We start from the raw sequence: 23,807 nt of genomic DNA on the forward strand, positions 1-23,807 counted from the left end.
ACGGATGTTTTCATACGGAGACACACTCCGCTACTCCCCGATTCGATATACCAACTGTTCAGTTTTCTCTATAAATATCTATATTAATCCACGGAAAATAGAAATATTTAATACACAGCAATCTTTGCACTCAACCGATGTCAGTACTTTCGGAGTTCCTGCTCGTTCCACTACAGAGTGATGGCGGTGGTGCGTTTGGAGCCGTGTCCACACTGATCGCCGTGGTGATCGCGCTCGTTACCCTCGCCGGCATGTGGAAGACCTTCCAGCGGGCCGGCCAGCCGGGATGGGCCGCAATCATTCCGATATACAACTTCTACGTCATGCTCAAGATCGGTGGCAATGCGTGGTGGTGGGTGCTCGTCATTCTCTTCGTCCCGATCGTGAACTTCTACGGCATGTACAAGATGTTCGCCGGCGTTTCGCGAGCGTTCGGCCACGGTGTCGGGTTCGCTCTCGGGCTGTGGTTTCTGAACTTCATCTTCTGGCCACTGCTCGGGTTCGGCGACGACGAGTACCGTGGTGTCCCACAGTAGTACGAATGGGATAGCATCCACTGACGATGTCGATGACCGATAGCGTTTTTCACCAGCCGACCCCGTTTTAGCGTGTGACCGAACTGCGGGGACCGCTCGTCGAGGTGGGCGAGGAAACGTCGGTGAGCACCGACTACGGCGAGCGCGATTGCGCGGAGCTCACGCTCAGACCCGACGACGGCCGGGCCGCCCCCGTGACGCTCACGCTGTGGGGCAAGTGGACGGAAACCGTCGAGTACGCCGAATCGGGCATGGAGCTGCTCGCCGTCGATGTCGAAGAAGAGGAGTATCGGGGCGAAACCCAATACGCGACGACCGGCGATTCGCGAATCGTCGTCGAACCCGATTACCTCGTGAACGTCACCGACGTGCGATCCTGGGTCCAGTGCCCCCGGATGCACTACCTCAACAAGCTCTCGGGCGTCCCGCTCAACTATCCGGTGATCAAGGGGACGATCGTCCACGAAGTCTTCTCCGATTTCCTTCGCGGCGGCGACGTCGAGACGGCGATCGACGAGCGCGTTGCCGAGGCGGGGCTCGATCTCGGGCTGCTCGACCGCGATGCGGCGGCAGTCAGGGACGACGTGGCCGATCACGCCCGCGCCATCGACGGCTGGCTCCGGCAGGGAACTCTCGATGGTGGGGACGAATGGCGCTCCGAACGGACGCTGATCTCCGAGCGCTACGGCCTGAAGGGGCGGGCCGATGCCGTGCGCCGCGGCGCACCGGTCGAGCTCAAGACGGGCAAGAACACCAACAGCGAGCCGCGATTTCAGGACAAGGTGCAGGTCGCGTGCTATGCACTCCTGCTCGACGAGATGGGAGAGCCACCCGACACCGGGACACTGATCTACACGAAAAACGCCGCCCTCGACAGGAACGAGACCGATGGTGATCTCTCGCCAGCGAAGGATTTCTCGTTGTCCGATGGGTTGCTGGAGTACGTTCTCAGACAGCGCAACGAACTCGCCGCGATGGGCGTCGACAAAACCGTGCCGACGGGCTACGAGGCCAACGCGACCTGCAACTACTGCTTCGAGCAGGACACCTGCATGGTGGTCTCGGGACGGCTCGATCAGGAGTCGAAGGCCGGGAAAATCGGCGACCCGCTCCCCGCCGAGGAACGCGACTATTTCGAGCGTTTTTATCGGGCCATCGAGGACGAACGCCGCGCGGTCCACCGGGAGTACGCCAAGCTCTGGACTCAGAGCGCCACCGAACGCGCCGCCGCCGACCGGGCGCTCGTTGATCTCGAACCAGTGGAAGAGAACGAGGTCGATGGCCGATGGGAGCTCCGCGCGCGCTGTGACGATCCCGTCTCGAAGATCCGCGAGGGCGACGTCGTCCTCGCGAGCGACGGCCACCCCGTACGGGGGACCGCCGAGATGGCTCGCGTGATCGAACTGGGCGAGGAGGTCGTCGTCGAAACTGACGAACCCGTCGAACTCCGCCGGCTCGACGTCTATCCCTCCGAGATGGGCGTCGACGGGATGCTCACGGCGCTGCACGACGCGGTGCTCGCCGGCGACCAGGAGCGAAAGGACGTACTCTTCGACCGGCGCGAGCCGGAATTCCGCGACATCGACGAGACGTTCATCGACAACAACCCTGCCCAGAACCGGGCCGTGCGCATGGCGGTCGGGGCCGACGACTGCGCGCTGATCCACGGCCCGCCCGGCACCGGCAAGACCTACACGATCGCCCGGGCGATCCGGGCGCTGGTCGATCGCGGCGAGCGCGTGCTCCTCTCGGCTTTCACCAATCGCGCGGTCGACAACGCGCTCGAAGCGCTCGAAGAACAGGGATTCACCGATTTCGTCCGTGTGGGAACCGAGAGCGGCGTGCGCGAGGACATGCAGGACCATCGGCTCGAATCGCGTGGCGACCCGGAACAACGGGCGCGCGAACTCCGCGAGGGTCCGGTGGTGGCGGCGACGACTGCGAGCTGTGGTTCACGCGTACTGCGCGAGACGGAGTTCGACGTGGCGCTCGTCGACGAGGCCGGCCAGCTCACCGAACCAGCGACGCTCGCCGCGCTCGCACTCGCCGATCGGTTCGTCCTCGTCGGCGATCACCAGCAGCTCCCGCCGGTGGTGCAGTCCGCCGACACCGTGAGCAACGATACGTCTGCGTCCGAAGATTCCGGTACGGCACGCTCGGACGGCGGGCACGCGGACGTCCAGCAGCCGACCGAGTCATCGCCGAGTGGTGGCGGCGAGCGGGCGGCCGACCTCTCACGGTCGCTGTTCGAGCGGTTGGTCGACGAGCATCCGGACGCATCGGTGCTGCTCGACACCCAGTACCGGATGGCCCAGCGGATCCAGGCCTACTCCTCACAGGAGTTCTACGACGGCGCGCTCAGGCCGGCGAGCGGGGCGGTCGCCGCCCAGCACGTCAGCGATCTTCCAACTGTGGATGCCGACGCGCTCCCCGACCCTCTCCGGAACCGGGTCGCGTTCGTCGATCCCGACGGCGCGGCGCGGGGCAACACGAACCCCGCGGAGGTGACGGCGATCGCGGAGCTCGTCGAGCGGGCCGTCGCGGCGGGCGTCCCGCGCGAAGGGATCGGCGTCATCGCGCCGTTTCGCGCGCAGGCCGCAGCCATCCGCCGAGAACTGGCTGACGTCGCCGTCGATACCGTCGACCGGTTCCAGGGCTCGGCGAAGGAGGTCATCATCGTCTCGTTCGTCGCCACCGGGGACCTCGACTCGCCGATCTTCGAGGATCACCGCCGAGTGAACGTCGCGCTCACGCGCGCGAAGAAAGCGCTCGTACTCGTCGGCGACGAGGACGCGCTTGCCTCGGACGAACGCTACGCGCGGATGGTCGAGTGGGCGAAATAGCGCTATCGCTCGACGATCGTTCCCTCGGCACCGACCGCGACGACTTTCTCGTCCCCGACTGCGATCCCTCGCAGATCAATAGCGACTGGCGTCTCGACCGATTTCCAATCCCCATTTGTGCGTTCGTACACTGCGCCGCCGTCACCGGCCGTGAACCCCGCTTCGTCGCCGAGGGCGACCGCCGAGAGCGCCCCCTCGCCCGGCCGACGTCGGGTCCAGACCGCGCCGTCGTGGCGGAACAGCGAGCCGTCGTCGGCCGTGACGAGGGTTTCGGTGGCGCTGGCGGCGATATCGGTGAAGGCGGCGTTCGCATCCTCGACACCGATCCGTTCGAACGATTCGCCGCCGTCGGTCATCTCGTAGACCGACTGGTTGGTGTCACAGAGGTAGCCGAGATCGTCGTCGACGAATCTGATCGAGGAGATGCTCGATCCGCTGCCCGGTTTCTCGATGTCCTCCCACGAGACCGTGCCCTCCCCGTAGCTGCCATGGAGGAGTTCGCCCGAGCCGTTGACCAGGTAGAGCCGCTCGCCACCCGATTCGCCCGTCACGGCGACGTCTTCCCAGGTGCTGGTCTGATCCTCCGGCGCGGAGTGATCGGTGAGCGTTCCGTCCGCGTAGCGCCCGAGAACGCCGCTGTCGCCGGCGAACCAGATGGTCTCACCGTCGTCGGTCCCATCCACGCCGCGCAGCGTGTTCGCGTTCGCCGTCGGGCCATCGTCGAGCGCCACCGTCCACTCATCACCATCGCAAACGAGCACGACCCCGCCCTCACCGACCGCGTACGCGCCCTCGCGGGCCGCGACGACGTCGAGCAGCGATCGATCAGTCGGCGTGTCGATCTCGGTCCAATCCGGTTCGGTCGATTCGTCGCCGTCGCGATCACTGTCGTCGCTTTTGGATACGGGTTCATCGGTCCCGTCGTCGATGCGCTCCTCGTCATCGTTTCTGTCGGTTGCGGACGCCGTACCCGAGGTATCGACGCTGGTCGATTCATCGGTCGTTCGGCGCTCGGCCGTCGCATCGGTCCCGGGACGATCGACTTGCCCGTCACTGCGATCGTGGCTGTCGTCGCTATCGTGTGCTTCGTCGGTCCTCGCGTTGCCCCGGTCTGGATCGTCGTCAGTAGATGCATCCTCGTTGACCACCGACGGGACCTTCTCGCCCTCGCCCGTGAGATAGAGAAAGATCGGCGGGAGGACGTAGACGGCGATCGCCAGAAGGATGAACGACCGATTGCCGGTGAAACTGGCCCAGAGCCCGATGGCGGTGAGCGCGGCCGCGCTCGCGGCGTGGACGCCCGAGCGGGCGTACTGGCGGTAGTACGCGAAGAAGCCGCTCCCACCGGCCGAGGAGTCTGCCATCGCCGGGCGTGGGGCGGTAGCGCTCATGAGCCTTCGGCTTGATGCTGTCGATCGGATTCTATCCGAATTATCTCCTCGAAATCGTGGTCCGGCAGTCGATTCGATCTCCTGAGGCACGGTTCTCCGATCGACGGTGTGAACCGACACGCCAGCGAGCGTCTTTTCCGCGCTGCCGCCGCCCATCCACCATGCGCGTGACTTTCCTCGGAACCGGCGCGGCGATGCCGAGCGGCCGGCGTGCGCAGACCGGACTGCTGCTCGACGCCGACGGCGACACCCTGCTCGTCGACTGCGGCAGCGGCGTCCTCAACGCGCTCGCACGGACCGACGTGGGCTACGAGGGCGTTTCGACGGTGCTTCTGAGCCACCACCATCTCGACCACGTGGCCGACCTCCTCCCTCTGATGAAGGCCCGCTGGCTCGCCGGCGCGGAGCATCTCGAAATCGTTGGCCCGCAGGGCACCAAAGCCCTGCTCGACGGACTGCTCGACGTCCACGAGTACATGGACGGCCGCATCGATCTCCGAGTGCGCGAGATCGGCGCGGAATCGTTCTCTGCCGCCGGGTTCGACATCGATGCCAAGGAGACCCGCCACTCGATGGACTGTCTCGCCTATCGGTTCACGCACGGGGAAGGCCCGACGTTCACCTTCAGCGCCGACAGCGAGGCGTTCGAGGGTCTGGCGAACTTCGCCGACGGGTCGGCCGTACTGGCCCACGACTGCTCGTTTCCCGACGAGGTGGACGTCTCGAACCACCCGACGCCGAGCCAGCTGGGCGAAACGCTCGCCGATTCGGGAACCGACGTCGGGCGGCTCTATCTCACCCATCTCTACCCCCACACCGAGGGTCGCCACGAGGAGATGCTCGAATCGATCGGCGAGCGCTACGACGGCGATGTCAGGTTCGCCCGTGACGGACTGACGGTCGAAATTGAAACGTAAGTAATCATATTATATCCTATAAAACAAAACATGCGAACAGAACATATACACATATTACAAAAATATACGTAAGTGTTGTCACTACACCTGCACCCGGAAGATTTGTGTGCCTGGATACCATAGATTTCGCTATGCGAGACCCGAAACTGTTGCTATTGGCGCTACTGGGGGTGGGGAATGAGCAACAGATAAGGGGAATCACCCGCTTCCAGAAGCTGGTATTTCTTGCTCAAAATGAAATAGACGATCTGCAAACAAAGGGATATCATTTCGACAAACACGACTATGGTCCGTTCTCTAAGGATATGTATGATGATTTGGATGGACTCATCTCTACGGGATATGTAGAGCAAGAAACAACCACAACACAATCGGGGAATGATAGATACACATACAAACTGACTGAAAAAGGTGGAGAATATATTGACGATCTTCTTGCAAGCGACAAAATCAGGTCCGAATTAAAAACCGCAGAGCTTGAGAAACTCAAGACAGAGTATGGCGGCGCACCCATCTTGGAATTAATAAAGCGTGTCTACCAAGATTACCCAAGATACACAACTGAATCTAAGTTAGAAATTTAATCTTCATCTTCACTTTTTGCGTCTGTGTCTAATTCTGGGTTGATTCTCTCTCGCTCGTGCTCAAGTTCCCTTTCTATTTCTTCTTCCGACTCTTCGTCTTTCGGCGATTTTAATTCCCCGTCTAAATATCCGAAGTCCCGTAGTGTTTCTTTGTCAATTTCTTCAACTATCTCTATATGCGACACACCTCTTTCATGTACGTATGTGAATTCACCTAGATCTCTGCTTTCAGTACCATCTTGTTTGATCTCCGTTGCAGAGGACAAGATCAAATCACGCGACTGTGGTGAATCTCCTGTTATCTGTATGTTCCCTTCGATTTGCGATCCATTTGGTTTCACAACTCTAATCTGTGAATCAGTAAAGAGTTCTTCGAAAATGAAATCCCACAATTCTTCTCGGGGGCCATTTCCCTCCGAGTCATAACATCTCCCTAACAGCCATCCGATTAGACACGAGACAACGAAATGAATTAAATACAGCCCCATTAGTAGCGGCAGAGAATTAAATTGAACATCGTTGAACGTCGGCGGGTGCATCAGAATGATTCCATAGACAGCATACATTGCAAGCACCGATGCAACACTGATACCGAGACTGAATATTATCGCATCAAGTCTGCTGAAATCGTTAACAGCTCCTGCAGTTCGAAGATATATCTTCAGGCCGATCAAACCAGGGAGAATGAGCAGAACAGGGTAGATAAGGTTGGCAGTCAGTATATTCACCGCTACCATTTCTAAGTACGATTCACCATAGAACATTAAAGCCTCCGTGCAATTCTGCTATAAAAACTCCTTAGTATCAATCTTGGAAGGGATTCTTCGGCATCACTCCAGACGATAGCGCAACAGCGCCGCGACCCCACCGAGCGAATCCAACTGATCTCCGGGCGCGAACTCGCTCGAAAAGACGGTGACAGAACCGCCCTGCTGTTCGACCCGTTCGATGATCTCGTTCACGTCGATCCCCCACTCGCCGTCGCCGGCGCGCTCCGCGCGGAGTCGTTCGTCGAGTATCAACAACTCCTCCACGGCCCCGAATTCGGTGGCCTCGGCAACTTTCTCGATGCCGTACGTGGCTTCCGCGCCCTGTCCGATGCGGGCGGTGAGCTCGTCGATCTTCCCGGCCTCCTCGGCGATGCGTGTCTCGGCCTGGACCTCCTCGACCGCACCGCGCTTGAGCACCTCGTGAACCCCGCGATCGCCGATGGCGCTCGTGTCGACGGTCGCTCCGAGTTTGTCCAGCAGCTCGGGTGCGTTTTGCTCGATGTATTTTTTCGCGTCTTCCTTGGTGAACCCCGGGCCGGCGAGCAAGACCGCATCGACGTCGAGATGCGAGAGCGCGCTCGCCAGTTCGGCGAACAGTTCGGAGCGCTCGCGGGCGTACTCGCCCTTTCCGGTGGGGCCAGTGAAGGACGCGTACTCCTCGGCACCGTACTGGGCGACGGTGTGGATCGAGGCCGCACCCTCCTCGACTGTGGCGATCGCCACGTCGGCGTTCTCGGTCGCCTCGACGGCCTCCTCGATGCGCTCGCGCTGGTCGGGTTGCCAGACCTTCTCGATCTCGACCTCCGCGCGCTCTTCGACGTTGAGCGTGTGGTGATGGCCGATCTGGTCCTCACGCGAGGCCGACTCGATCGTGCCCGACACGCGGAGTCGGTTGGCGAACTTGTGGAACTCGCTGTCCTCCACGCTGATCGTCACCGACATCGGCTCGCGCTCGCCGCCGGTGTCGCGCATCCGGTCGTCGTCGCGCTGGATGCGCCGGGTGGTCTCGCCCGAGACGAGATCGCCGGGTTCGAGCACGTAGGAGAGATGCCAGAGATCGTCGAGACTCTCGGGAACGAGCGTCCAGCGTTCGCGCCCGCCGTCGAGTCGCGTGCGGCCGTTGATCTGCATACCACGACTGGGTGGGCGAGCAGTAAGTGCGCTGTCGTTGGGCTCAGTCGACGATCCGACTCCCGCCCGGCGGCAGGAACTCCGCGATCAGATCCGGGCTGGCGACCTTGCGAACAAAGGACGTGTCCTGAAAGCGCTCGCGGAACTCCCGGTACAGTCGTTTCGCGGCGTCGTTCTGTGCGTACTGCCCTGGCTCGACCTCTATCGCGGTCTCGGTGCGATCGGTGATGGCCGACGGCGGCCCGCCGACCACGCGCGTCTCGGGCTCGCAGGTGATGCCGACGGCGACGCCGACGGCGGTGTCCCGGAAGTAGGTGCGGTCGCCGCGGATGGCGAACCCGCCCTTTTCGAGATATTCGCCGCTCTCGGGCGTCTTCGAGACCTGGTCCGGCTCGGCCATGTAGGCGTCGCCGGCGAAGCGCCCGTTCTTCCAGACGGTCGAGTACGAGACGGCGAACTGGGCGGCCTCCTCCAGACTCCGATCGGGGAGGTCGACCTCGCGAGTCGGCTCACTCGGGCCTGTTGCCTTCAGGATCGTCACCGGCCCGCCCTGGACCTGCGTGTGGAAGAAGCGATCGCCGCGATCGAGATATTTCTTGACTAAATCCTCGTTCTGGTCGGCGTTGCGCCCGCCGATCACCAGATAGCCGTCGCTCGTGTGGAACCATCTGAATCGTTCGTACCACTGTTCGTTCTTCCTGGTCGGGATCGATCGCCGCGAGAGCCAGTCGACGTCCTCGCTTTCCTCGTCGGAATCGTCGTCGACATCGCCGGCTTCCCACTCGTCACGCTGGCGCTCGATCGCTTCGAGTTCCTCGCGCGTCTCGACGACGGCCTCCTCGGCACCCTCCTTCTTCTCGACGACGCGCTTGGCCTCGCGGTAGAGACGGTCGGCGTTCTGTTCGACGCCCTCCTGTGGGTCGAGCTCCACGTCGCGGTCGTCGATCTCGATGGTGACGGTGCCCTCGCTCGGCTCGATGCCCATTACGGCCTCGGCGGCCGCGATCCCGCGCTCCTCGCCCTCGGCGAACCGCTCCTCGATGGCCTCCCAGCCGATCCCCTCCTCGCGCGCGTTCCTGACGGTGGTGAGGATCTCGTCGACGAGCTCGTAGTTCGCGTAGAGCGACTCGGCCGTTTCGCGCTCGCGCTCGGCCTGCTCGTCGAAATCCTCGATTGCCCCTTCCTGCTGGTCGATGATGCGCTGCTGGCGTTCGATCTGCTCCTCGAAGTCGGGACGCTCGCGCTCGCCGCTCTCCTCGTCCTCGGTGGTGTCGAGTTCGACGAAATACGCGTCGAGTGCCGCCGTGAACGAGTCGAACTCCTCGCTATCAAATTCGGCGCGCTCGTCGAGCGGAAAGGGCGTGACGTCGACCGGCTCGCCGTCGTCGCGGTAGATACGGGGATCGAAATCACCGCTCGAAAGCTGTTCCGAGAGTCCGGTGAGTGCGTCGTAGAGTGCCTCGAACTCGGCCTCATCGGCCTCTTCGATCGCCAGTTCCTTCTCGACGCCCGCGCGGGTGCAGAGCTCCTCGCCGTAGAGTCCGCCGAAGTTGAGCTGGGTGGCGAGCGTGCGCACGAGATCGGTGTTCGACTCCTCCATCCGGGCGGCAAAGCCGTCGTAATCGACCGCGAGCGGGTCGAAGCGCGCCGAGGGGAACTCGTACTGTGCGCCCGGTGCCACGGTCCGGGATTGGAGGCGGACGGTGTTGAGACAGTCGACCACCTCACCGGTCGCGTCGAGAACGGCGACGTTTCCCTCGCCGAACAGCTCGGCGACGACCTTCGTGTTTCGATCCCCGCGCTCGAACTCGACGGTGAGCACGCGATCGAAACCGAACTGTGAGACGCCGGCGAAATCCGCACCCGAGAGCCGGTTTCTGAGCATCTTCGCGAACCCAGGCGGGCGACCCGGTGCGTCGGGGACGTGTTCGGGCGAGACGACGTGTGCGCGCTTGGTCTCGCCGACCTCGATCAGCAGCTCGACCCGGCCGCGATCGAAATCCCTGAGCTTGAGGCGTAGCAGATCGTCGCCGTAGAGATAGGCCTTGTCGAGCTTCGCGCCGGCGTACGTCCCGAGCTCGGTGACGAGAGCCGCGAGGTCGACGCTGGTGAGCTCGCGCTTCGGATCCATACCTGTCCTGTGTACGGACGCCGAAAAGAGGTGTCGTTACGCGCGCTCTCGGATGCGCTCGCCGGCGTCGAGGCCGCTGTCGAGCGCGAGATGGATCCGTCCCTCGCCCGCGACCCAGTCGCCGGCGAAGAAGAGGCCGTCCGCCTCGGCACGGGCGAGCAGCTCCGTATCGACGCCGTCGTCGGGCTGGGCGAGCCGCCAGCCCTTGCTGTCGACCCAGTCCGGGGCGGCGAGGCGCTCGTCGTCGAGCAGTTCCGCGACCGAATCGGCCGCCGCGGCCGCGATCTCGTCGGTGGGCTCGCCGTAGCGCTCGGCCGACCAGTCGGGTGCCAGCTGGACGATCAGCACCGACTCACCCTCCGGAACGTGGCCCGGCTTGCACTCCTCGCGCGAGAGCCAGCCGATCTCGTGTTCGCCGTCGGTGTTCACGAGCGCGTAGTACGGCCGATCGAGCGCGAACGGGTAGTGCAACACGGCAGTGACGGTCGTCCGATACGGCACCGCGCCGATGCTCTCGACGAGCTCCTCACGGAGATCGTTCTCCCACCCCGCGCTCGCCACCAACTCCGCCGTCTGCGGGGCGGGCGGCGTACATACCAGCGCATCAAAATTCCCGCAGTCGTCACCGTCCACGTTTTCGAGCCGCCAGCCGTCCGTGCGCTCGATCCCGCCGATGCGGGTGTCCGTCTCGATCGTCACGTCGGTGCGCTCGAACAGCCGGTGGGGCAACTGCTCGATGCCGTCGCGGTAGGTCCACTTCCGCTCGTCGCCGTCGTGACCCTCGTGGATCTCGTTCGCGCCGTCGAACGTCCAGACCGGCGCATTGATGTCGACCAGTCCCGATGCGTCGAGTTCCGGGAGGAGATCACCGGCGCTTCCTTCGTCCTTGCAGTAGTTCGCGCCGTAGTCGTACCGACAGCCGTCCCGTCGTCGGGTCGCGGTCCGCCCGCCGACCGACGACACCTTCTCGAAAACCGTCACGTCCGCCGCGTCGTCGAGCGCGTACGCCGCCCCCGCGCCGGCGACGCCGGCACCGACGATGGCGACGTTCATCGCGGCCTCTCCCATTGCGAACGGCTCTCACTCATCGGCTACGCTATGGACTCCGAACGGTAAACGAACTCGGCTCACACCAACTCCGGAACGTCGATCGAAAAGGGGACTGAACCCCTGAACCGACTCCGCACCCCACGAGTGGGTCCGTCCGTGGCATCACCTGCGGCGTCCCCGTACCCTCTCGCGCACCCCTCCTACATAAATCAACTGGCCGATTCGGCGGTTTCAGCGATCCAAACCCCCATTTTCGGCAACTCGAATGAACGGAATTCCTGTTTACAACCGCTTCGAGACGTACGGACCGTCCTGGTGATAGCCCCGGTTCCGATAATATTCACGGGCCCCGATGCCGCTGATGACGCTCAGTTTGTCGAACCCGGCGTCGGCGGCCATCGCCTCGGCGTGGTCGAGGAGTTTCCTGCCGTAGCCCTTGTGCTGCCAGTCGGCGCTCTCGTCGCCGACCTGGACCATCGGGCCGTAGACGTGGAGCTCGCGGACGATGGCCGCGTTTTCGAGCTCGCGACGCACGGGATCGTTCGGAAAGCGCAGCCGACAGAACCCCACCAGCAGGTCGCGGTCGGGGTCCTCGTAGCTGATGAACTGCTCGGTGCCACCGCCCGATTCGTAGGTCAGCACGTCCCGTTCGACGTTCTCCGGGGGCTCCCCGTTCATCCCGACCTCGCGGCATCTGATGCAGTCACAGTCCCAGCCGTGTTCGTCCATGCGCTGGCGCGCGAGCTGGCGGAGGTTAGACTTCCAGACGCCCGCGTCGATGAAGTCCGCCGGGATGTCGCGCTGCACGCGTTGCAGGCGGACGTATTTGGGTATCATCGACTTGATCTCGGCGACCAGTTCGGCGGCCGTCTCGTTGTCGAGCGGCTCGAACTCCTCGTTTCGCCACATGTCGTAGGTCGCCGTCCCACGCACGACCAGCATTGGGTAAATCTTGAGATAGTCCGGCCGCCACTCGCTCTCCTCGAACAGCCGGCGGAAGTCCTCGATGCACATCTCCCGCGTCATGCCGGGCTGGCCGGGCATCATGTGGAAGCCCACCTTGAACCCCGCGTCCCGCAGCCGACGGTTCGCGTCCACGGAGGCCTGCGTGCCGTGCCCGCGATGCATCGCGCGATTGATTTCATCATACGTGGTCTGCACGCCGACCTCGACTTTCGTCCCGCCGAGATCGAGCATCCGGTCGATCTGCTCGGGATCACACCAGTCGGGTTTCGTCTCGAAGGTCGTCCCGATGTTGCGAACCCGCGCGGTCTCGTTGTCGGCGATCACGTCCTCCAGATACCGGAAGTCGTACTCGCCGGGCTCCTGCGCGAAGCTCTCGCTCTCGGAGGGGGTCGGCTCGGCGTCGGGATCGAACTCGTTGAGCGCCTGGAGCGCCCGCTTGACGAACCACTCCTGGTAGTCGTGGCTCCGGGCGGTCATCGTCCCGCCCATCAGTATCAGCTCGACCTTGTCGACCGGGTGGCCGATCTCGCGCAGCTGATTGAGGCGAAGTGTGACCTGGCCGTAGGGATCGTAGTCGTTCTGGACGCCCCGCGCGGCGGCCGGTTCGTGGCCCGTGTAGCTCTGCGAACTCGAAAACTCCGAGCCAGGGCCGCCGGGACAGTAGAGACACTTCCCGTGCGGACACATATGCGGGCTGGTCATGATCGCCACCGGCGAGACGCCCGAGGCCGTCCTGACGGGTTTTCGCTGGAGCACTTTCTCCAGTTCTTCGCGGCGGCCCTCCGGCGCGTGGTCCATGATCTCGGAGTTCTTCGGGACTTTCGGCGCGGAGTGGGTCGAACAGGCCTCGAGTTTCGCTGCCTCGACCTCGCCGCGTTCGATCTCGCCGTCGAGAATCCGCTCGATAAGCGTCTCGCAGGTCCGCTCGAACGCCGCTGATTCGGTCGGCGGAATCTCGGTACTCATCGCACTCGTAGAAAACAGTCGCGTCGTGTGAATAAGGCTGTTGTTGCCGACCTACGACCGCTCGGCGACCGCTTCGATCGCCGCCTCGCGGACGGCCGCGCGCTCGCCGACCAGGAAGGTCAGCCTGTCGTCGCCGGTCGCACCGACCGACACGTCCGCGTCGGGCGCGCCGTCGGCGACGTCCGCGGCGACGGCGTCGAGATCGAGGGCGTCGACGTGCCGGACGAGCAGTTCGTCCTCGCCGATCCCCAGCAGCACCGGTGCGTCGTCGCGGGTCCGACGGTGGAGTTCGTCACAGAGCAGGCCCGTCGGCGGGAAGTCGTAGCGGTGGGTGAACGCGTCCGTGTCGAGCACGTTCACGGCCGTGCCGTCGACCTCGTGCCGTTCGAGATGCGTCCGTGCGGTCTCGAGTGCCGTGTCGAGCTTCTCGCGGAACTGGGTCGCCAGCCGCGCCGCGAGCGACTCGCGCCCGTCGAACAGTAGGTCGGCGACGAGCTCGCGCTTGTCCTCGTAGGCCTGGTAGTTCGCGACGAGCGCGACCGACTGCCGGAGATCGCGTGCTCGATCGGGGTCGTAGCCCGCTTCGCTGGCGAGCTCGGCGTACGCCTCGGGTGTGTCCTCCCAGAAACTCACTGCCGGTAGGTGTTCGAGATCGTCGCGCGCGTCAGGATCGACGTGGACGGCGACGGTCGCCGCGATCGCGCTCGCGGTCGTCCCCGCAGTATCGACGAACGACTCGGCCGTCTCGCCGTTGGTGGCCCCGTCGGAAACGACGGCTCGATCGGCGTCGTACACCGAGAGCAGTTCCAGCCCGTCCTTCGAGGCTCCGGTCCCGCCGACGCCACAGAAGACGAACAGCGGGATCTTCTCGTCGTGGCGCTCGTTGGCATCGAGCATCTTCGTCACGTCGCGGGTCGCCGAGTTCATGTCGTAGACGCCCTCGCCGAGCGGTCGACGATCGAAGTAGTGGTACTCCGCGTCGCGCTCGGCGTGTTCGTCGCGCACGAGGGGCAGCGTCGCCCGCTCGATGGCGCTGGCGGCGACGTAGCCGTCGGCGCTGGCGTCGTGACGGACGATGACGGGTCGCGAATCCAGCACGGCGCGCCGGATCAGCCCCGCGAGATCGCGGATCTCGTCGAGGCGATCGTCGACCGCCCCGTCCTCAGCGAGCGGTGCGACTGCCCCGGGCTGGGCCTGCTCGGCGAGTGCCTCCTCCATCCGGTCCTCGACGGCCTCGCGCTCCTCGTCGTCCAGCACGGCGAGCCCGGACGCTTCGACCTGGATCTCCTCGCGGTGGCGCTCGACGCGCCCCTCGATTGCGACGACCGCACCCTGTTCGACGTCGGGGTACGCGCGGACGCCGGCCTCCTCGAAGGCCGCACAGTCCACCGTGCCGGTCTCGTCGTGAAGCGTGAAGACGGTCGGACCGCCGGTCTGGCGCACCGAGGCGACCGCGCCCTCGACACGCACTTCGTCGCCGACGCGCGATTCCAGCTCGTCGATGGCGACGCGCTCGCGCTCCTCATCGGGTTCGGCGAGCGTCGCCTCGCCGTCGTCGGCCGCCGATGCGGCGCTCGTACCGGTTGCTCTCTCGGTGTTCGTGTCGGTTTCCGATTCGGTGCTCGCGCCGTCGATGTCGACCGTCGCCGAACTCTCGCCCGTCTGTGGCTCGTCGGTCGTCACCGCACTCTCGTCGGCGTCGGTCGCCGGACGTCCGGCGACCGCGCGCTCATTTGGGTCTGGGGCCTCCGCTTCGTCGGGGAGTTCGTCACCCTCGGGCGTGTCGACGAGGCTGCCGCGGAACTCGCGGTCGGCCTGGCGGATCGACCACGTGAGATCGACGTTGCCGTTGTCGTGGACGTCCGTGACCTGAACGTAGACCGTGTCGCCCGAATCCCAGTCGAGGCTCTCCAGACGGCTGTCGAGCTCGCTGCGGTGGAGCAGACCGGTGACGCTGTCGCCGATGTCGATGAAGACACCGAACTCGGCGAAGCCGTCGACCGAGCCGCGGTAGAAACGACCGGGCGTGAGTTGGTTCGCGTGCGATCCCTCGAATGCGAAAACGACGTCCTCCTCGTGACTCTCGCAGATGTAGCCATCCGTGGAGGTGCCGCAGATGATACAGCTACCCATTGGCTCAACGTACGGCCGGGCACTAAAACGGTTGTCGAAACGCGACGCGTGAACGAACCGTCGGATCGTCGCTCCGACGAGACAGCAGCGACACATCGGTCCGATCGGCGCGAACACTGTGCGAGGTCTGCACGAGCACGGCGAGTGCAGGCTCGTCAGAACTCCGTTCCGGTGGATGAGCGAGTGAGTGAAACGAACGAGCGAATCGGCAGGGGAGGTGTGTGGGCTGTTGCGGTGCTGGTACAGGAAGTAGTGGTGTCCGCGTGAACGCAGTGAGCGCGGTTCGCCGTGAGCGAGGCGAAGCCGAGCGAGCGGGAGTTTTTAGTCCAGGTTTTTCAAGGAGTGGTAGCCGACCGCAGGGAGGCTACCCGACGCAGAAAAAAGTGGGAGCCGAATCGGTTGGGGAGGGACGTGGGCTGTTGCGGTGCTGGTAGCGGAACGTCAGTCCTTGAAAACCCGACTGTCCGCTTCGAGGGCCTCGATGTCGTCCGCGATCCGCTTGGCCTCCTCGGGAAAGAGCGCCACTTGAACCTCGTTGTCTTCGTCGTCCTCGAAGACGAACTTCACTCGCTTGTCGCCGAACTCGCGGGCCTCGGCGCTCGTCACGTCGAACAGTTTCGCGGTGGCGGACTTGTTCGACGGACCGACGTTCTTCAGCGCGCCGTCCTTCAGTTCGACCATGAACGACGCGATGTCGAGGTTGAGCATACTGGCCTGAAGGGGAGCCAGCGGTTAATCGTTGGTCTCCGTGATCGGGATTATGGAACCATCGTTTGTGTCTCCTCTCCATTGGGACTTTGTCGGCTCGCGGCGTGCTGGCCGTGTCTTCAGTAATGGCGTCGAATCGCGAATTCTGTCTGACTTAGCCATCTCGCAGCATATCATGTAGATGGCAGAAACCATCCATATGTTATCCGTCGCGCTGTTATTTCTTCACATCGTCAGGATGGAAATTTCTCGGGTAGTATTTTTCTGGCAGCAATTTATTGGGTATTACCAAGAAAAATAGCGATGCGATGTTTGCAAAGTATAGTAGGGAACTATACTTGTACATGAATCTGCCTGAATAATAGACGAATGCGCCCACAGCATATGTGACGATTCCGGCTACCTGCGCGGGAGTTTGCGGACCACGCCGGACGCGGTCGACGGGCTGGTCAGCGAACATCGGATCAATTTGGATGAGTACCGGCTGAACGATGTCCTGAAAGACGAACCACATCACTACGACGAGTATCGCTACTTCGATGTATCCTCTGAGTTCCATTATGATGATTTTATTATATCCGGTCTTGCGGTATAGTTGTAATTCAATCGTCCATATTCCCTATTGGGTTGGCAGTCGGTTACACATCGAAGTATGGTTTCTGTTTTCTGGTTCAAGCGATGCCTGTACGCTGCAGTAATCGTTCGCCTTGCTGTACCAATCGGCTCCTTCCATTGCCTGTGACCCGTGTTTGTACACGGCTTTGATAGCTTCGGGCGAAAAGCTGTTCGCAAGCTGTTCGACCTGCTTGAGGCTGTGGTCGTTCTCGACGTACCACACGACATCCTTGGCAGGTACATCCATATTCCGGAGCCGACTGACTCGCTTGAGGTTGGTACTCTCGGGACTGAGCTTCAACCCGCTCTCGGAGGCTTCAGCCATCATCTCGAGATTCCCGTCTTTGGAGAACTCCGTGATTTGCTCCATCGTGAAGCCTTCCTTTTTCAATGTGCTCGCCGCCCCATCGGCCGTGACGTCGAGTGCCTTCTTCACGACCGACTTCGGCATGTACGGCCCGACGTGGTTGACGATCAACTGTCCAAGCGTTTTGAGATCTCCGGCCATTTCCCCACCAAAGCTCTTCTTCCAGTCTTCGAGGTGCCGTATCGCCAGCTGTCCTTCAGTCAGTTTTGCGAGACCGGGGATGGCCCCGGCTGCGCTGAGCGCTGCAGTACCCAGTTTGCCGTTCGCGGCGTCTTGGACGGCATCACGCGCGTCCGCGATGCTGCCCAACGTCGGAACGAACGATCCGGCAATCTGGCCGAGGATGTAGAACACGGAGTTCGCCGACTCCACCGGGTGCATCCCGTCCCGCATCCCCGTTTGGCCGAAGAATGCTCCCTTTATCGCTGTCTTCGCGTCTTTTAGGGAAAGATCGGCCAAGAACTCGGGAATTTCGAACGTGTGACCCGCGATCTTCACCGTGTGAGGTTGCTCCCCCGACGAGCCATCGTTGTTGGAATCCGTCCTCGCATCGCCGCTGTTACTGTTCTCTCTATTATCACTACTATCCTTATTATCGTTGACCGTCTCCTCGTTGTCGGACCACCCGTTACCGGCGTTCCCGCTTCGGGTGTTGCTGCCGTTGCCGCTCCCCACTCCACCATTGCCGTTACCGTTGTTCACGTTCTCGATGGAGTTGGCTGGTGACTTCTCGCTGGATTCGGTCCGAACTTCGACCGACTGGAGCAGGTTCTTGCCGGGCTCAACGCCGCGAGAGTCGATAAGCAGTCCGACGTGCAGCGACTGCCCGCCGGGTCGAAGCGTGACCGCTCCACCCTTGCTTTCGATGGGGTTGCCGTCGGGCCCGACGAAGGTCACGGCTTTGCTGCCACCGGCGAACCAGACGCTCACGGGCTGTGCGCCTTTGTTCGAGATCGTGAAGACGTTCTGGAATGAGGTTCGACTGCCGGGATTGACACCGCGGCTGCCCTCGCCCATCCGGACCTGCAGCGCACCGTCGGATCCGTAGGAGGCGAACTCCCCGTTGGGTCCCTCGGACTTTTCGAGTGCGAGGAACGCGGCGGCGTCGCCAGCGACGGTCACGTCCGCCGATCGCGAGGCGGACGTGGATGTGAACGCGCCCGTCGCATACACGGCGGCGAGCACCACCGCCAGCGCCAGCACTGCAGTACCGAGCTTGCGCGCCCGTTTCATGCTCGACCTCCTGCACGGAGCAGTGGCTCGATCCGCGGGCGTTCGGTCGTGGACAGGAACGTTCTCGACATCGAGACGGTGATCGATCGCCGGATTAGCTCGGATCCTGTGGCTTGCCGTCAGCGCCGGGAGCCTGTCCGGAGTTGGGAGCTTTGGCGTGGACGGTGATGGCCTCGATGAGATTCCCTTGAGAGACCCCAGAAGTGGTGTCGACCATGATGCCGACCTTAATCGAACTGCCGACGCCGAGGGAGCTGCCCGCCGATTCGAGTGAGGCAGTCGGATCGCCGTTTTTGTAGAAGGTCACGGCGTCGGAGCTGTCCTGGATACGGATATCGACCGACTGACTGCCCTTGTTGGTGATCGTAAACACGTCGTCGAAGGAGGTCTTCGCACTCGGGTTGACGCCCTGGCCGTTGACCTTCGCATCGCCGTCGAGGTTCACCGCCAGCCGGCCGTTGTTCGTCGTCGCGTATTTCTGTCCGTTCGGTCCCGATCCCTGTTCGAGCGCGAGGAACGCCTCCTGGTCGCCAACGACTTCGACATCGGTGCTCCTGTCGGCCGTGACGCTGCTGAACGCGCCGGTGGCCATCACCATCGAGGCGGCGACCACCAGCGCGATCAGCGCGAGCAGTTTTCCTTGTGGCAAACGCATTGGTGTATCCTGTCCCGCAGCCGTCGGACGGCCGGCGGGGTACAGCCACCACCTCCAGCGCTATCCCCGTAGTATTGGGCCGCTTGATGCACCATCAAGCACGGCCTGACATCCATCAAGCAGGGCTTGATAGCGGACAGAACCCAGTTTTTGACATAAAAACACGGCTGCAGCATCACTTTCCGAGGTGATCGTCAGCGCGAAACGACTGTAGACGGATGAAATGGCGGGATTGAGATTCTATTGGTTATCTAAACACCACTACTATCGAATCATTTATAACAGGTATGGGTCGGGGCCACTCGCTTGTGACGAAATCGAAAATCGATCTCGCTCGGATACGCCGAACAGTCATCCTGTCGGTCCGAAATCCCTTGCTGTGTCGGCTCAGTTAACGATCGCACTGTGTCCGCCGACTACGGCAATAGTGCTGTTCCGGCCGCAACCGCCCGGAAGGCATAGCCGAAGACGAAGACCGCGGGCACGGCCGCCGCGAGTGCGGCGCGCCCGAGACCGATCTCGTGAACTTCGCTTGTACCGACAACGAGTAGTGCTGCTCCGTACAGCGCGCAGGCGATCCTGAGCCCGGGGATCGGAACGCCAGCGAGCACGCAGGGGGCGCTCGCGTAGGCGATGACCTGCACGGTTTCGCTGACGCCGGCGCGGTCGTCGGCCACAGCGATGAGCGCGAGCGTCTCGATGGCTGCTGCGAGATGGAGAGCGAGCGGCGCGACGAACCCGACGGCGATGAGGAGCACGAGCAGCGCCGAGGCGAGCCGCTGATCGGCGAGTACCGGATAGGAACCCGGAACGAGCGCGAAGCGGGTCGCCTCCTCGATGGCGACCACGACCATGACGAACGCGAGCCCGGGAGCCTGATCGCCCGGCGCGACCCCGGTGGCGAAAAACCGTCGTGGGCGCACCAGCACTTCGAGCCACGCCCGCGCGAGCGCTATCGGCCCCCTGTCACGCCCGCCGGTCGGGTTCTCGACCCACTGCGTCACGTCCTTTCATCGTCGCGTCCCGCCTATCCCGGTTTCGATGCGCCGGCCGGTTCGTGTTTCATCCTCGTTCGCACGTTGACGGGCTCAGCCAGGTGGCTATGGGACCACGCATCGTGGTAGCGATCCGTCAGCTCGGGGCGAAGAGCCCGCGTATTTACGTGATCGGCCACGACTAGGCGACCGTGATCGTGGCTACCCCCGCCGTCGCGTTCGGTCGCACCGACGACCGGCGCGCGGAGCGGTCCCCACGGCAACGAGCGGCGAACGAACCCACACGACACGGCCCGGCGAGCGATGGGTCCGTGATCGGCAATGCGGCTCTGGCCTCGCCGCTCGTCCGATAATGGACGATTCGCGACTCACGCGACGGACGATACTCGGCGGTCTCGCGACGGTTGCCGTCGGCGGTGGCGTAGTGTACGGTGCCTCGACGCTCGATGCGGGTGGCTCCGGCGGCACCGCTGCGGCCGAGATGCACGCGACGACCGGGACGGGTGCCTACGATATCGAACTCGACGGCCAGCCGGTCATGGGATCACTCGATGCACCGGTTTCTCTCTACTACTGGAGCGAGTATCAGTGTCCGTTCTGTGCGCGCTTCGAGAGCGACACGCTGCCGAAACTCATCGAGAACCACGTCGTCACCGGCGATGTCCGCGTGATATTCATCGAATTCCCCTATCTCGGCGCGAACTCGATGACGGCCGCCGTGATGAACCAGTGCGTCTGGCGCGAGGTCGAGGGATCGAACCCCAATGCCTACTGGCGATGGCACTCGGCAGTCTTCGAGGCACAGGGCGAGGAGAACTCCGGCTGGGCCTCGAAGGCGAGCCTGCTCGACATCACGCGCGATGTCGACGGCGTCTCGGCCGATGGCGTCGAACAGTGTCTGACACGGAATCGCAACTCGATCGAGAAGAACATCGAGACGGACAGTCAGCGCGCACGCGCCCTCGACATCAGCGGTACGCCGGGGTTCATCGTCTACAATCGCCAGTCCGAAAAGGGTGGGAAGATCGTCGGCGCACAGCCGTACGATCAGTTCGAATCCGCCATCGAACGGGTGAAGGATTCGTGATCGATCGACGAGAGTGGAGAGCATGAGCGTCGAACGTTCGACCGGCGCTGACGGCGGCCTCGTGGCAGCGCTGTCTTTCCCGCTGACGACGAACCGCCGGGCGCTCGGTGCAGCGGTGGTTGCGGTCGTGACGTACGTCGGGCTCGTGTTGAGCTCGTTTCCCGCGTACTCCGCACAGATGCTCGGGGCCGATCTCGGCTATCTCGACGATGCGGTGCTCGCGCTGACGGCGAACACGTACGCTTCGATCGGCCCGTTCGGATTGGGTCTCGTCGTCGCCTACGCGGTGCTCACGGGCGTCGCGCTGACGAACGTAACGACGCAGCTCCGGCTCCAGAACGCCTCGGGCGTGCGCGACCTGCTCGGTGTCGTGCCGGGCCTGCTCGCCTCGGGCTGTGCGAGCTGCGGGGCTGGCGTGCTCGGCCTGTTGGGGTTTGCCGGCGCACTCGCCGCGATGCCGTTCGGCGGCAATCTCCTCCGACTGGCTGGGATCGTCCTGCTGCTCTTCTTCCTCGCACGTTCGGGCGATCCACGGAGCTGTCGGGTGAGTTGAGATGGTTACGATCGACCAGCCGTCCCTGCTGACGGCGGCGTACGCGGCGGGCGTGTTGATGTTCTTCGCACCGTGTAGCGTCGGCCTCCTGCCCGCGTATCTGACCTACTACTTCACCCACGACGACGGACCGCCTGCTTCCGCGAACCGGACCACGACGAACGGCGACTCGGGAAGTTTCGTGCGACAGCTGTTGCTCGCGAACGGCGTCCTGCTCTTTCTCGCCGGGGCGATCCCCCTGTTCTACATGGCGACGGCGGGGATTCGTCTGCTGTTGCCCGGTTACGAGATCGTCGTCCCGCTGGCGAAACTCGGCACCGGCAGCTATCTCCCGCCGGTGGCGGCGGTGTTCGTCGGCACGGGGCTGTCGGTCGTCGCGACCGGTCGCCGCGGCGCGGTTCGCGGGCTCCGCATCGGCGGGATCGCGACCCTCGGCATCGTCCTGCTATACCTGCTCGTCGGCGGGACCGTGCTCGTCGTCGGCCAGTGGGTGCGCCCGTATCTCGCGTCGCTCCAGCTGCTCGTCGGCCCGTTGCTGGTGGCGCTCGGCGTCGCCTACTACTACGGTATCTCGCCGCTCCGCGCCATCGAACTCCCCGAGCGCGGCGAGGTGTCCGACTCGGAGTTCTTCACCTTCGGCCTGCTCTACGGCGTCGGGAGCCTTGCCTGCAACCTCCCGGTGTTTCTGGGTGTCGTGCTCTCGTCGTTTTTCACGGGGAGTTTCCTTTCTGGACTGGCGGTCTTCGCCGCCTTCGCCGCCGGGATGGGAACGCTGATGGTCGGGTTGAGTGTCGTCGCCAGTCTCACGGAGGGGTCGCTCTCGCTCGGGCGCTACGCTGCCCCGGTCCGGACGGTCGGCAGCGCCGCGTTCGTGCTTATCGGGCTGTACGTCACCTGGTATACGCTGCGCTCACTCGGCTATCTCCCGGATGGTGCACTCCTCGGCTAGCCGCCGACTGATTGGCTGGGAACTTATCGTTCACACGACTAGTTGTCGAGACCGTACGTCACTTGCGACCATGCATCTCTGTCCCACTCGCGCACGAATAGTTGATGACGATCATCATTATCGACTCGATATCGCTACGCACGATCCATCGTATGGCAAGTCTTATCCGGAACAGTTCGGTAGGGCGACGCACCGATCGAACCGAACTACCGGCGACGCGATGTTCGACACCGACCACGTGATTGACCGATGACGACGAACCACGAGCGACACGCGAACCGATGGCGTGACGGGACACTGACCGATCGCGACCGATCGTCGACGGGGTGGGATCCGTGAGCGGGAGCGAGCCGTTCGATCCGACCGGCGAGAGCGAGCGCCACATCGGCCGCGGGATGTTCGAGGAGGGGATGGGTCCCGGTTCGTCGATGGCCCATCTCTACCGTGGGGAAGTCCACCGGATGACGTTCTGGCGTGAGCGCCTCGATCGCACCACCAACTGGGCGGTCACGATCATGGCAGCGATCCTGACCTGGACGTTCACGAGCGACAACCCCCACTACATCCTCCTCGTTGGTATGGTGATGCTGACGGTCTTCCTCGTGATCGAGGCCCGCCGCTACCGTGGCTACGATCTCTGGCGCTCGCGCGTGCGCCTGTTACAGGCGAACGTCTTCGCGAACGCGCTCGATCCCTCGCAGGAGATCGACGATCCCCACTGGCGGCGCGAACTCAGCGAGGACTACCGCACGCCACGCATCAAGATCTCCTTCGAGGAAGCGCTCGCCCACCGGCTCCGCCGCATCTATCTCCCCTTGTTGACCGTCCTGCTCGTCGCCTGGCTGGTCCGCATCACAGCGTTCATGCACGGGACGCCGTGGCCCGCCAGCGCGTCGATCGGAAACGTTCCAGGACTCGCTGTGAGTGCCGCCGTCGCCGTCTTCTTCGTCGGCGCAACGTTGGTCGCATGCCGGCCGCGCACGTGGCAGGCCAACGGTGAGCTCCGACTCACCGACGTCGACGTCTGGAGCGACGCCGACGGCCACCACGACTGATCACGCCGGTCGGCTGGGCCGCTCGACCGAAATCCACGGCCATCACCGGTCCGTAACGGTGGTTTCACTCCCCCTTGTCTGACCAGCAGCATACTGTCGGACGGAAACAGCTGGAAAACATCACTATGGAGACACACCCATTGCAGTGGGCTTCTGTACTTGGATCGTTAGA

At 63.3% G+C, this 23,807-nt stretch carries 19 protein-coding genes; 8 read left to right on the forward strand and 11 right to left on the reverse strand.

Going from position 1 to position 23,807, the window contains the following annotated elements; all coding sequences use genetic code 11:
- The first annotated feature begins 137 nt into the window (after positions 1-137).
- Complete coding sequence (locus tag MUK72_RS04430) at positions 138-536, forward strand: DUF5684 domain-containing protein (RefSeq protein WP_004051537.1); 399 nt, start codon at positions 138-140, stop codon at positions 534-536.
- Positions 537-610: 74 nt separating this feature from the next.
- The gene (locus tag MUK72_RS04435; protein WP_244704294.1) at positions 611-3,379 is read left to right on the forward strand and encodes an AAA domain-containing protein; all 2,769 of its coding nucleotides are present in this window, start codon (positions 611-613) and stop codon (positions 3,377-3,379) included.
- A gap of 2 nt (positions 3,380-3,381) precedes the next feature.
- Here the strand turns inward: MUK72_RS04435 and MUK72_RS04440 are convergent, their stop codons facing one another.
- Entirely contained in the window at positions 3,382-4,743 is a 1,362-nt protein-coding gene (locus tag MUK72_RS04440; RefSeq protein WP_244704296.1) for an HVO_0234 family beta-propeller protein, read from the reverse strand.
- Positions 4,744-4,931: 188 nt separating this feature from the next.
- Between MUK72_RS04440 and MUK72_RS04445 the strand changes: the two genes are divergently transcribed.
- Both MUK72_RS04445 and MUK72_RS04450 read left to right on the forward strand, forming a co-directional pair.
- Entirely contained in the window at positions 4,932-5,687 is a 756-nt protein-coding gene (locus MUK72_RS04445; protein WP_244704298.1) for an MBL fold metallo-hydrolase, read from the forward strand.
- Positions 5,688-5,818: 131 nt separating this feature from the next.
- Positions 5,819-6,271, forward strand: coding sequence for a hypothetical protein (locus tag MUK72_RS04450; RefSeq protein ID WP_244704300.1), 453 nt, complete (start codon positions 5,819-5,821; stop codon positions 6,269-6,271).
- Here the strand turns inward: MUK72_RS04450 and MUK72_RS04455 are convergent.
- From MUK72_RS04455 to MUK72_RS04500, 10 genes are all read right to left on the reverse strand, one after another.
- Complete coding sequence (locus tag MUK72_RS04455) at positions 6,268-7,035, reverse strand: DUF6338 family protein (protein ID WP_244704302.1); 768 nt, start codon at positions 7,033-7,035, stop codon at positions 6,268-6,270. The genes MUK72_RS04450 and MUK72_RS04455 overlap by 4 nt on opposite strands.
- A gap of 66 nt (positions 7,036-7,101) precedes the next feature.
- On the reverse strand, positions 7,102-8,172 hold the full coding sequence (locus MUK72_RS04460) for an mRNA surveillance protein pelota (RefSeq protein ID WP_244704304.1): 1,071 nt from the start codon (positions 8,170-8,172) through the stop codon (positions 7,102-7,104).
- 43 nt (positions 8,173-8,215) lie between these two features.
- A complete protein-coding gene (gene rqcH, locus MUK72_RS04465) occupies positions 8,216-10,303 on the reverse strand; it encodes a ribosome rescue protein RqcH (RefSeq protein ID WP_244704306.1) in 2,088 nt (695 codons plus the stop codon).
- Positions 10,304-10,339: 36 nt separating this feature from the next.
- Positions 10,340-11,371, reverse strand: a complete 1,032-nt coding sequence (locus MUK72_RS04470) for an NAD(P)/FAD-dependent oxidoreductase (RefSeq protein ID WP_244704308.1) — start codon at positions 11,369-11,371, stop codon at positions 10,340-10,342.
- Between the two features lie 264 nt (positions 11,372-11,635).
- On the reverse strand, positions 11,636-13,285 hold the full coding sequence (locus MUK72_RS04475) for a tRNA uridine(34) 5-carboxymethylaminomethyl modification radical SAM/GNAT enzyme Elp3 (RefSeq protein WP_244704310.1): 1,650 nt from the start codon (positions 13,283-13,285) through the stop codon (positions 11,636-11,638).
- A gap of 51 nt (positions 13,286-13,336) precedes the next feature.
- Complete coding sequence (locus MUK72_RS04480) at positions 13,337-15,418, reverse strand: OB-fold nucleic acid binding domain-containing protein (protein WP_244704312.1); 2,082 nt, start codon at positions 15,416-15,418, stop codon at positions 13,337-13,339.
- Between the two features lie 441 nt (positions 15,419-15,859).
- The gene (locus tag MUK72_RS04485) at positions 15,860-16,126 is read right to left on the reverse strand and encodes a hypothetical protein (RefSeq protein WP_004051285.1); all 267 of its coding nucleotides are present in this window, start codon (positions 16,124-16,126) and stop codon (positions 15,860-15,862) included.
- A gap of 619 nt (positions 16,127-16,745) precedes the next feature.
- Positions 16,746-18,341 (reverse strand): hypothetical protein, encoded by a 1,596-nt coding sequence (locus MUK72_RS04490; RefSeq protein WP_244704313.1) that lies wholly within the window; start codon positions 18,339-18,341, stop codon positions 16,746-16,748.
- Positions 18,342-18,435: 94 nt separating this feature from the next.
- A complete protein-coding gene (locus MUK72_RS04495; RefSeq protein WP_244704314.1) occupies positions 18,436-18,996 on the reverse strand; it encodes a DUF1102 domain-containing protein in 561 nt (186 codons plus the stop codon).
- Between the two features lie 416 nt (positions 18,997-19,412).
- Positions 19,413-20,000: a YIP1 family protein gene (locus MUK72_RS04500; protein WP_244704316.1), complete on the reverse strand. Its 588-nt coding sequence runs from the start codon at positions 19,998-20,000 to the stop codon at positions 19,413-19,415.
- A gap of 343 nt (positions 20,001-20,343) precedes the next feature.
- Here MUK72_RS04500 and MUK72_RS04505 point away from each other — a divergent pair, with 343 nt between their 5' ends.
- The 4 genes from MUK72_RS04505 (at position 20,344) to MUK72_RS04520 (ending at position 23,635) form a co-directional block, all read left to right on the forward strand.
- Positions 20,344-21,078, forward strand: coding sequence for a DsbA family protein (locus tag MUK72_RS04505; RefSeq protein WP_244704319.1), 735 nt, complete (start codon positions 20,344-20,346; stop codon positions 21,076-21,078).
- A 22-nt stretch (positions 21,079-21,100) separates the two neighbouring features.
- A complete protein-coding gene (locus tag MUK72_RS04510; protein WP_244704321.1) occupies positions 21,101-21,631 on the forward strand; it encodes a hypothetical protein in 531 nt (176 codons plus the stop codon).
- A 1-nt stretch (position 21,632) separates the two neighbouring features.
- Positions 21,633-22,580, forward strand: a complete 948-nt coding sequence (locus MUK72_RS04515; RefSeq protein WP_244704323.1) for a cytochrome c biogenesis CcdA family protein — start codon at positions 21,633-21,635, stop codon at positions 22,578-22,580.
- A gap of 335 nt (positions 22,581-22,915) precedes the next feature.
- Positions 22,916-23,635, forward strand: a complete 720-nt coding sequence (locus MUK72_RS04520; protein WP_244704325.1) for a DUF2270 domain-containing protein — start codon at positions 22,916-22,918, stop codon at positions 23,633-23,635.
- Positions 23,636-23,807 lie beyond the last annotated feature (172 nt).

It is taken from the genome of Halococcus dombrowskii, from assembly GCF_022870485.1.
Taxonomy (GTDB): Archaea; Halobacteriota; Halobacteria; order Halobacteriales; family Halococcaceae; genus Halococcus; species Halococcus morrhuae.